The sequence below is a fragment of the Nitrospirota bacterium genome (genome assembly GCA_016178585.1).
Taxonomy (GTDB): domain Bacteria; phylum Nitrospirota; class Nitrospiria; order JACQBW01; family JACQBW01; genus JACOTA01.
In genome coordinates this window covers 1-9,970 of record JACOTA010000063.1, presented here as the reverse complement: position 1 = coordinate 9,970, position 9,970 = coordinate 1, and the positions used below count along the sequence as shown (strand labels likewise).

Genomic DNA, 9,970 nt, shown 5'->3' with positions numbered 1-9,970 from the left:
TGTTTTGATCAATAATAGCGCGATCATTTTAACATACGACTATATGTTTCTCAACTGAAAACGGTTATCTTCAGGTGCATAAATTCGTTTTCTACACGGACTATCAAGGGTTTTCTGCATTTTCGTTCAGACACTAACTACGACCATTCCAAAGTCCGTCACTGGCAAAGCCAGGTGCTTCACTTAACTTACCGCCCAAAACAATCCCCTTTTTTTAAACCGTGTCCCGCCAAAAATTGAACGGCAGTCATTCTTTTGCCGTTTTCCGGTTGAACTTCCAGCAAACTTAAAACCCCCTGGCCGGTCGCAATCAGGAGCTGGCCGTTTTCCTTGCTGACGACTTCCCCGGGGATTCCTTTTGCGGCCTCCACTTTAACTTCGGCCTTAATGACTTTCAACACCACGTTATTAAAATAGGTAAACATTCCGGGCCATAAAGTCAAGGCCCTGGTTTTTCTTTCAATGGTTTCAGCAGATTCCGTCCATCGGATTAAACCATCCTCTTTTTTTAACAGAGGCGCATAGGTCACATTCCGAGAACCCTGAGGAACGGGTTGAAACACCCCCTTTTTTAAATCTTTAACGGTATCGATCAACGTTTTTGCTCCCAATTCAGCCAACTTCGAAGAAAGGGTGATAAAGGTGTCGTCAGGTTCTATTGGAATAGAGGCGGCACGGAGGATCGGACCGGTATCCATGCCGGGATCCATCAACATCGTGGTCACCCCGGTAAATTTCTCGCCCCGAATAATGGCCCATTGAATCGGCGCCGCACCGCGGTATGCCGGAAGCAATGAAGCATGAACATTTAGACACCCCCTGGGAGGAATATCGAGAAGCGCTTTAGGAAGAATTTGACCGAACGCTACCACGACAATGAGGTCGGGAGATAAATCTTTAACGGTTTGAATAAAAGCCGGATCTTTGACTTTCAGAGGTTGAAAAATGGGAAAATGGTATTTTTCCGAGGTGATTTTAACCGGAGAAGGGGTTAAAAGTTGTTTCCGCCCTTTGGGACGGTCGGGTTGGGTCACGACGCCGATAATCTCATCGCCAGACTCTGCCAGGGCCGCCAGCGTTGAAACCGCAAAATCGGGCGTCCCCATGAAAATAATCCGCATTTGACCCCCTGCCTCGATCGATTTCTGCTTAAACTTAATCTTCGTTAATTAATTTTCTGCTTTTTTTAAGTTTTCGAAGTAAAATGTTCCGCTTTAAAGAGCTAAGATGATCCAGCATGAGAACGCCGTTTAAATGATCCATTTCATGCTGAATCAACCTGGCATGAAGCCCTTCCGCTTCAAACCGAACTTCTTTCCCGTAACGGTCGACCCCTTTAACCATGACGCGGGCGGCCCGTTTAACCTTCTCCCAATAATCCGGAATGGAAAGGCACCCTTCCTCCTCGATGATTTCCCCTTCAGATTCAATAATTTCGGGATTCACTAACGCCGTCAGTTTTTGGGTTTCCCCCTCCCGAAGGGTCATATCATAGACAAACAGCCGGAGCGATTTCCCCACTTGAGGGGCCGCCACACCCAACCCCGGAACGAGATAAAGGGTTTCGACCATATCATCGATTAACTTTTGCAAAGCGCCATCGGCATTGTCCACCTGACGGGTTTTTTCTCTTAAAATCGGGTCGGGAAACTTAACGATTTGAATCGCTGACATAGGTCCATTCTATCAATCTTAAGGGGGCTGTTCAATCAGGAAAAATGAACAACCCCTCTAATTCAATTGACATGGCAACAGGGTTTTGTTACCATCCTTCTGCGGGGTGGAGCAGCTCGGTAGCTCGTCGGGCTCAATTTTCTCGCAAAATTAGTTATGAACCAGGCGTCAAAGAAAACTTGGTTCCGCGAAATACCGAGACGCCTGGAAACTAATTTTGCAGTGGGCTGCATGCGGGGAAACCCGAATGCGAACTCCTGTCAAACTCGGGGAAGCCGTTAGCGGGGTAACCCCGAGCCAAGCTCCCATAGCCTTAGGGCTTGTGGAGAAGGTGTAGAGACTTGACGGCAGGCACCCTAATGGCTAAGCCATGGGTGAAGAGAAAGTCCAGACCACAAACTGGATATCCAGGCGGCGAAAGCTGTAGTGGTAAGCATAACCCGAAGGTCATAGGTTCAAATCCTATCCCCGCAATTTTAAAGGGGTTAACCAAATTGGTTAGCCCCTTTTTATTTGGCGTGTGGTAATTTGTGACTTAACAATCCTTTGCCTTGTCCAAGGCTTATACCTACCATCTCTTAAGCGGCTTTTCTATTCTGAGCCCTTCTAATTCTTCCTTGGCAAAGCAAATATTTCCTTGATAATTCGACTATCTGTCACAAAAAAATTCCAATGTGGATTATTGTTAAGTTTTGATATTTAGCAATTGGCTGGATTTTTATTTACTTTCATGCAATCAAAGGGGATATATTGATATATATAGCCTATGCGAGTATCTGATTTAATGGAATACCATTTTGGTACAAATTTTGTCCCTTCATCGTTTATTGATGAATTTAATCCAAACAGGAATCTCAAACATTTTTATGTAGGCTTCATTTAAGAGGAATATTGGAACTGTCCGGCTATTTTTTGACTATCATCGTTTTAATCACAGGGATTTGGACCGTTCTTGCCTACTTGAGGAGGAAGACCGACAGGAGAAACCTTCAACGGCTCAAGGCGACAAAAGCGGAAGGGCTCACGGAACCCCCCTCACTGCATCCCGTCATTAATCCAGACCTCTGTATCGGCTCGGGCGCCTGCGTGGTGGCCTGTCCGGAACAGGACGTCCTCGGGATGATAAGAGGAAAAGCGGCGATCATCAATCCCACCCACTGCATCGGTCACGGCGCCTGTTTCGCCGCCTGTCCAGTGGAAGCCATTACGCTGGTCTTTGGGACCCAAAAAAGAGGAGTCGACATTCCCCATGTAAAACCTGACTTCGAGACCAACGTTTCCGGAATTTTTATTGCGGGCGAACTTGGGGGGATGGGTCTCATTCGCAATGCGGTTGAACAGGGACGCCAGGCGATCGAAGCGATTCGAAAACTTAAACCTGGCGGAACACCATGGGATGTGGTGATCGTAGGCGCGGGGCCAGCAGGATTCTCAGCCGCTCTGGCTTGTCTTCAACACAAGTTACGCTACGTGGCCATCGAACAGGAAACCTTGGGGGGAAGGGTCGCACACTTTCCCCGCGGGAAAATCGTCATGACGCAGCCGGCCACGCTCCCGATGGTGGGAAAGATCAAGTTCGGAGAGGTCGGAAAAGAAAAACTCCTTAATTTTATGCGGGATGTCGAAAAAAAGACAGGGGTTGATATACGCTACAACGAGCGGATGGAAGAGATCCGGAAGACGGATCACGGATTTGTCGTCAAGACGTCGCGGGGCTCCTATGAAACTCGGGCGGTCCTGCTTGCCCTGGGTCGCGGAGGAACGCCGCGAAAACTTGGGGTCACCGGAGAGGATCTCCCTAAAGTAGTTTACCGGCTGATCGATCCGGCGCAATATACCCGTCAGCACGTATTCGTGGTGGGAGGAGGAGACGCGGCACTGGAGGCGGCCTGCGCTGTCGCGGCGGAGGAGTTCCACTCAACCGTTACCCTCTCCTACCGGGGAGCCTCCTTCTCAAGGGTAAAGGAGAAAAATCGACAGAAGTTAAAAGAGGCCGAAGACTCTGGCCGGATTCGAACGCTGCTAAACTCCAACGTCAAGGAAATAAAACCGGAGACAGTGACTGTGGAAACGGGCGGCAGCGTTGTGGAACTTCAAAACGATGCCGTCATTGTTTGCGCAGGGGGCATTCTGCCGACCGAGTTTCTGAAAAATATCGGCATCGAGGTTGAAACGAAATACGGCACCGCGTAAGGATTTCGATGAGACTGAACTCTTTCCGGCTTGCCCTTTCCATTTTTTTTGCTAGTATTTAATTTAAGTGTTTTCCCGGCTAAAACTAAAATCCAGGAGAAATTCTTAATGCCATAAGAGGAGTAGCAGAATGAAAATTAACTCATTAGACCAACTACAGTCCAAAATACTATTGACCGCATGTCCCAGTTGCGAGCGAAAAGAGCTCGATATGAGTCTTCGATGTGATTTGGGCCAGGACGAATGTCTCTATCTTGTCAAATGTCAGAATTGCAATTCCAATTACGTCATCGGCGCCCAGACGAAAAACCTGGCCACTCATCAACCGGTCATGGAAGACCTTCTTTCTATTCTGACCTGTTCGAAATGTGCCAGCACTAAAACTGAACTTGGTTTTGAATGTGAACTTGCCTCAAAGGTCTGCTTTTATAAGATTATATGCAAGTCTTGTGGAAATGTGATCAAAGAGTATCGATAAATTTTCTTTTACCAGATTCTGTTCCGCCTTTACCATTCGGGCTTGAAACCTCCTTACTCGAATGAATAAAATCAAGGGGTTACGGCGATTGCTGTAGCCCCTTTTTTATTGGGGATACCCAATAGATCAGAAAGCGTATATTGATCGAGAGTGCCTAGAAAGTTTTGCATTGCTTGGTGCAGCGCAGATTTTAAAGTACAGCCCGGCAATAAAGCACAACTATTCTCCCCCGGTTTAAAACATTCCACCACTTCCAGACTTTCTTCTGTCTCCCGAACTAACTTCCCGATTTTGATCGACCCTGGGGACTTGGAGAGCCGAATTCCTCCCCCCTTCCCCCGGATGCTCTGAATATAGCCCTTGCGTACCAGATGAGGAATGATTTTCATCAAATGATTCTCGGAGATCTGATAATAGTCAGCGATCTCCCGGATCGTTGATATCCGGTTTTCCGATCTTCCCAGGAAAATTAAAACTCTTAATGAATAATCTGTAAACTGAGTTAACTCCATGAATCCATTTTAGCACCTTTGAAACTTTAATCCTTATTTATTTGACTTCGAACACCTAACCGGTGTAAAAGAGACATATTATATACATCTTTTAGATGTGTCACAATTAAAAAAGGGGAGGACGATGAAGAAAAATTTAATTAAACGTCTGTTATTGACCGGGCTGATCCTTGGGATCTTTTTTCCGGGTGTTTCTGAGGCAAAATCCGTAAAAGTAGTCCTTCATGCAAAAGAGGTCGATCTTCCGATTGACAATAAAGGAACCCTTTACCCGACATGGACCTTTGATGGAACGGTCCCGGGTCCGTTGGTCAGGGTTACCGAAGGAGATACCGTTGAATTTACGTTGATCAATGATCAAACCAACAAAAATCCTCATTCGATCGATTTTCATGCTGCCCGTGTCAATGTGGTGAAGGAATTCAGTCCGGTCAATCCGGGAGAATCAAAATCATTTTCATTTAAAGCGGATTTTCCCGGTGTTTTCTTTTATCACTGCGGAATGGCCCCGATGATTCAACATGTCGCACGGGGAATGTTCGGAGTCATTCTGGTCGACCCTAAAAGTTCAAAATTGCCAAAAGCCGACAGGGAGTATGTCCTGGTACAGTCAGAGCTTTATCCGGATGCCAATAACGTCGAAGACATGATGAAAAACCGGTGGGGAAATGTTGTTTTTAATGGCGGGATATTCAAATATGACCCTGTGCATGATGAAAAAGCGACACGGGTTTTACAGGCAAAACCGGGAGAGCGAGTACGTATCTATTTCGTGAACGCAGGTCCGAATGAGTTTTCATCGTTTCATCCGATCGCCGGGATCTGGGATAAGGTCTATCCCTCAGGGAACCCTAAAAATGTGTTAACAGGACTTCAAAGCTATACCGTGGGGCCTGGAGATGGTGCCACATTTGATTTAATCTCTCCTGTCGAAGGAGGGAACGCTATCGTCACCCATTCCCTGCATGCCGCGCTAACCGGGTCAATTGCGGTCATCCTGTTTAAAAAAGACGCTGACCCGACGCTGGGCCGGGGAGACAAAATATTACTCCGTTAGTTCTTGACGAGTGAACCCATGCTCTGGACATCTTCAGTTATTCTGTGTCATTGGGCATGACCTTTTATCCCATACCAGGAGGACCATCCATTGAGCTTGATCATGGAATTTATGAGCAAGGATCATGACCGGCTTGACGGCATTTTCATTGCTTTTCAGAAAAACAAGACCGAAAATCTGGAGCAGGCAAAAACATTATTTTCTAGTTTTGAATCAGGGTTGCGCAGACACATTGTCTGGGAGGAGGAGATTCTCTTTCCGGCCTTCGAAGAGCAAACAGGGATGAAAAACATGGGACCCACAGCGGTCATGAGAATGGAGCACCATAAAATTAAGGAATTTCTCGATCAAATCGGGCAAAAGCTTCAGGACAACGACATTCACACGGGGGACGCAGAGGAAAGTTTAATTGGCGTTTTGACATCACACAATGACAAGGAAGAAAAAATTCTTTACCCCTGGATAGACCGGTCCCTCAGCGAAGAGGCGCTGACCGGGATGATCGTTAAGATGGACAAAAAATAACTTTCATTCCGTGGCATTTCGTAATCTGTCATTTCGTCTTTCATAATAACGTTCAATGGCTTTTCTCTTCGCCATTTCCATGAATTTTCTTTTTTTATCAGGTTCGTTGGGGATCTGCCGCTGAATCTCTGTTTGATCTTCATGGAGTTGAGGATCTGGCGGATGGACGGCGAAAGGTCCGGGCGGGGTTTGGGGTGGTTCCACCGCTTGCGTTGTTACAGACCGGGGAGAGAAAGAATTTTGCGGTGGTCCCGCGGCTGGGATAGACTCTGCCTGAACAGGAGATTGGATGCCCTTCGGAACTTCGAGAGGTAGAAGCGCGGAGCCATTCCGAACTCTGAAGATAATTCCGATGAGCAAAAAAGCTACAATTGCGGATAGGATGCCTATTCCGATCTTAAAAAGAGGAATGGTTTTCCCGGATTTTTGAACAGGTTGAGTGATATTGAGCGATTGATCCATGGGCGATGTGATCGCGACTACCGGTGTGTTGACCGGGGTTTTAGGTTGGATTCGAATGAGCTGTTCAAACTCCGACAGGTCTGTTTCGATTTCATTTTGATAGAGGCCGCGAACGTATGAAGAGATATCCTTTGCAGCAGGCGCAAGATTCAAAGTCCGCAGATAGCGGGTCAGGTGTTCTTCAAAATCTCCACCATTCTGAAATCTGTCACCCGGTTCTCTGGCCAGGGCTTTAAGAACAACTTCATCAAGGATCTTCGGCAGAAATGGTTTAATGGAAGAAGGCGCCGGAATCACAGCGGTCCGGACCTTTTCAATCGTGGAAATTTCATTTTCCCCCTTAAAAAGCCGTCTTCCAGTCAGCATTTCATGCAGAACAATACCAAGTGAAAAAAGATCGGATCGTTGATCCACAGGTTTTCCCCAGGCCTGTTCAGGGGAAAGATAAGAGAGTTTGCCCTTGAGAGTGCCCGTCCGGGTATGGTGATCCGAGGAGGCCGCCTTCGCAATTCCAAAATCAACCAGCTTGACCTCTCCGTTGTATCCAATCAAGATATTCTGCGGACTGATATCCCGGTGGATGATTCCCAAAGGCTTTCCGCTGATTGAAGTGCCCCGAAAAGCATGATCAAGGCCTGAGGCGATTTTTTCAGCAATATAAACGGCCAGACCCCCTGGAAGGGGAACCCCTGTTTTTATCCCTTTAGCGAGGATTTCGGAGAGACTTTTTCCCATGATGTATTCCATGGCGATAAAGTAAGTCCCTTCCTCGACGCCAAAATCATAAACCTGGACCACATGGGGATGGGTAATCTGGACGGAAAGTTTGGCCTCGTTGATGAACATTTCGACAAATTCAGAGTCTTTTGTCAGGTGTGAAAGGATTCGTTTAATGGCAACCAACCTTTCGAATCCCATCACGCCGACTTGCCGGGCAAGAAAAAGCTCCGCCATGCCGCCGCTTCCGACCTTTTTCAATAATTGGTAATTTCCAAATTTAACGGGTTGAATCAATTTTTACCTGATCAGCGTGTTCTTCAAAAGGATACCGTAATTTTACAAGTTGTCAAAAACAGGATTTTAAAAGAGGATCATTTGCAACTCCTTGTTTTACCTCTCATCGCGGGCACCCGTCGGGTGCGTGGCGATCCCGGTTCAAGATAGCGAAATGGCTTCACTCCGCTCGCAATGACAACTTTCTATCGCTGATCCTGGAACGTGGTGGCTCCAGCCCCGCCGGTCTATACGGCCCGGGGATTTCTAATGACGACCTTTTGCCAGATTAAGAAACAAACTCGGAGGGGTAAGGTGAAATTAACTCACAAGGGAAGGCTTTTTCACCGATCCCTTTTTTTTATTTTGCGTTAAGATTTGATAGAGAGGGAGGTGTTCCCTTGAATTAATATCCTTATCAAATTTAATTCCAATGACCCTGATTTCATTATCCGTCGAATATGGAGTTAGGATTCTATCGCGGCTGCCGGTCACAATTCCCGTAAAACTAAAATCCAATGTCTCAGCGCCTTTAAAGCATATTAATTGAATAGCTACCGGGGTGCCGGGACTGATTTTTTCTTTCGTATAAACCCCTAACCCTTTACGGGAAATAAGTTCTATCGGGCCGGAAAGTTGGAGCTTCAGGTCTTTAATCTTTAAATTTACAAATCCTAAAATGGCTAGCCTGGGGTATTTTCTTTGGTCATGCATGGTTTTCTCAATTTTCACCTTAAATCTTATGATCTGATTTTAAAGATACTATAAGGCTCCAAATTGTCAAATAAAACAGGCCGAATGAATTTTGACAAACAAAAGAAAACAATTAAACTTAAAAAAGGAAGTTATAAAGGTCTTCAACAAAAACGGAAGTTTTTTTCCGATAAAGAAAGATATAGGGCCCATCAAACAAATTCAAATGCTAAATAAACTCACGACTTTAATCGTTGACAAATCCTCCTCCAATCGAAAAAAAATGATGAACACGCTGACCGGAAGGAGCATCGCGGAAGATTTTATCGAAGCAGGCGATGGAATGGAAGCATTACGAACCGTTTTTACGCAGAAGGTTGATCTGATGATCTGTGCATGGAAAACGCCAAACGTAGAGAGTGTTCAGTTGCTTCAAATAATCCGTTCCCATCCAAAATTATTTGATATTCCGATTGTTTTCCTCACGGGCAAAAAATTGATCAAGGAAAAGATCAAAGCTTATCAAGGGGGCGCCTCTGATTTTATTACCAAACCGTTTAATTCTGAAGAACTGGTCGCCCGTGTCAACAACCACCTCAAAATTAGATCGTTTCAAGTCACGTTAAAACAAAAAATTACGGAATTGGAAGATGTCTCGATCCTGGATCCCTTAACAGGCGTTTACAACAGAAACTATTTAACCTTGGCATTAAAACGTGAGTGGAAAAGAAGCCAGCGCTTTGAAGGCCTGCTGGGATGCCTCATGATCGATTTAGACTCCTTCAAAAAAATCAACGACACATTTGGGCATAAATGCGGGGATGAAATATTAAAAGAAATCGCCGAGGTCATCTCTTCGCAGGTCAGAGGGTACGATTTTTCATGCCGTTACGGTGGAGACGAATTTATTATTATTCTGGCAAATAATACAAGAGAAGGGGTTAAGGCGATCGCCGAGCGAATAAAAGAAAAAGTCTTTCAACACACCTTTTTGAAAAAAAGAAAATTAAACATCAAAATATCGCTTTCCATCGGCGGAACGGTTATTGAGGGCAATAAATTAAAAAACCCCGAAAGTTTAATTGACCTTGCGGATCGCGCGTTGTTTGACGCTAAAAAGGCGGGAAAGGATCGAGTTATTATCCTTTAAAAAAGAAAGAAGGGTGAGTGAGGGGTTTCGAACCCCCAACCACTGGAGCCACAGTCCAGTGCTCTACCCTTGAGCTACACTCACCGTCATCAGGCCAATTTGACGGCCATTTTCCGTTTGGATTTAAAATGGCAGAAAAGTTTTTATATCATTATCCTCATCCAGTTGTCAACTTGCCGGTTTTTTGAGGGTGTGCGACATAAAAGTGGACGTCGATCGGCTGCCCGGGGCGC

At 45.7% G+C, this 9,970-nt stretch carries 10 protein-coding genes and 1 tRNA gene; 5 read left to right on the top strand and 6 right to left on the bottom strand.

Going from position 1 to position 9,970, the window contains the following annotated elements:
* Positions 1-188 precede the first annotated feature (188 nt).
* On the bottom strand, positions 189-1,121 hold the full coding sequence (locus HYR79_10035) for a methionyl-tRNA formyltransferase (GenBank protein MBI1822034.1): 933 nt from the start codon (positions 1,119-1,121) through the stop codon (positions 189-191).
* A 34-nt stretch (positions 1,122-1,155) separates the two neighbouring features.
* Entirely contained in the window at positions 1,156-1,674 is a 519-nt protein-coding gene (gene def / locus HYR79_10030) for a peptide deformylase (protein MBI1822033.1), read from the bottom strand.
* Positions 1,675-2,571: 897 nt separating this feature from the next.
* Here def and HYR79_10025 point away from each other — a divergent pair.
* Positions 2,572-3,867 carry an NAD(P)-binding domain-containing protein gene (locus HYR79_10025; GenBank protein ID MBI1822032.1) on the top strand — a complete coding sequence of 432 codons (1,296 nt, stop codon included), beginning with the start codon at positions 2,572-2,574 and terminating at the stop codon, positions 3,865-3,867.
* A 130-nt stretch (positions 3,868-3,997) separates the two neighbouring features.
* Entirely contained in the window at positions 3,998-4,345 is a 348-nt protein-coding gene (locus tag HYR79_10020) for a hypothetical protein (protein MBI1822031.1), read from the top strand.
* 71 nt (positions 4,346-4,416) lie between these two features.
* Here HYR79_10020 and HYR79_10015 read toward each other — a convergent pair whose 3' ends face one another.
* A complete protein-coding gene (locus tag HYR79_10015; GenBank protein ID MBI1822030.1) occupies positions 4,417-4,857 on the bottom strand; it encodes an Rrf2 family transcriptional regulator in 441 nt (146 codons plus the stop codon).
* A gap of 124 nt (positions 4,858-4,981) precedes the next feature.
* Here HYR79_10015 and HYR79_10010 point away from each other — a divergent pair, with 124 nt between their 5' ends.
* Together HYR79_10010 and HYR79_10005 are read left to right on the top strand one after the other, a co-directional pair.
* Complete coding sequence (locus HYR79_10010; protein ID MBI1822029.1) at positions 4,982-5,914, top strand: multicopper oxidase domain-containing protein; 933 nt, start codon at positions 4,982-4,984, stop codon at positions 5,912-5,914.
* Between the two features lie 90 nt (positions 5,915-6,004).
* The gene (locus HYR79_10005; protein ID MBI1822028.1) at positions 6,005-6,439 is read left to right on the top strand and encodes a hemerythrin domain-containing protein; all 435 of its coding nucleotides are present in this window, start codon (positions 6,005-6,007) and stop codon (positions 6,437-6,439) included.
* Between the two features lie 3 nt (positions 6,440-6,442).
* On the opposite strand, the gene HYR79_10000 is transcribed toward HYR79_10005, so the two are convergent.
* Together HYR79_10000 and HYR79_09995 are read right to left on the bottom strand one after the other, a co-directional pair.
* A complete protein-coding gene (locus HYR79_10000) occupies positions 6,443-7,915 on the bottom strand; it encodes a protein kinase (GenBank protein ID MBI1822027.1) in 1,473 nt (490 codons plus the stop codon).
* A gap of 300 nt (positions 7,916-8,215) precedes the next feature.
* Entirely contained in the window at positions 8,216-8,626 is a 411-nt protein-coding gene (locus HYR79_09995) for a PilZ domain-containing protein (GenBank protein ID MBI1822026.1), read from the bottom strand.
* Between the two features lie 187 nt (positions 8,627-8,813).
* Here HYR79_09995 and HYR79_09990 point away from each other — a divergent pair, with 187 nt between their 5' ends.
* Positions 8,814-9,737: a diguanylate cyclase gene (locus HYR79_09990; protein MBI1822025.1), complete on the top strand. Its 924-nt coding sequence runs from the start codon at positions 8,814-8,816 to the stop codon at positions 9,735-9,737.
* Between the two features lie 12 nt (positions 9,738-9,749).
* On the opposite strand, the gene HYR79_09985 is transcribed toward HYR79_09990, so the two are convergent.
* Positions 9,750-9,821, bottom strand: a tRNA-His gene (locus HYR79_09985).
* Positions 9,822-9,970 lie beyond the last annotated feature (149 nt).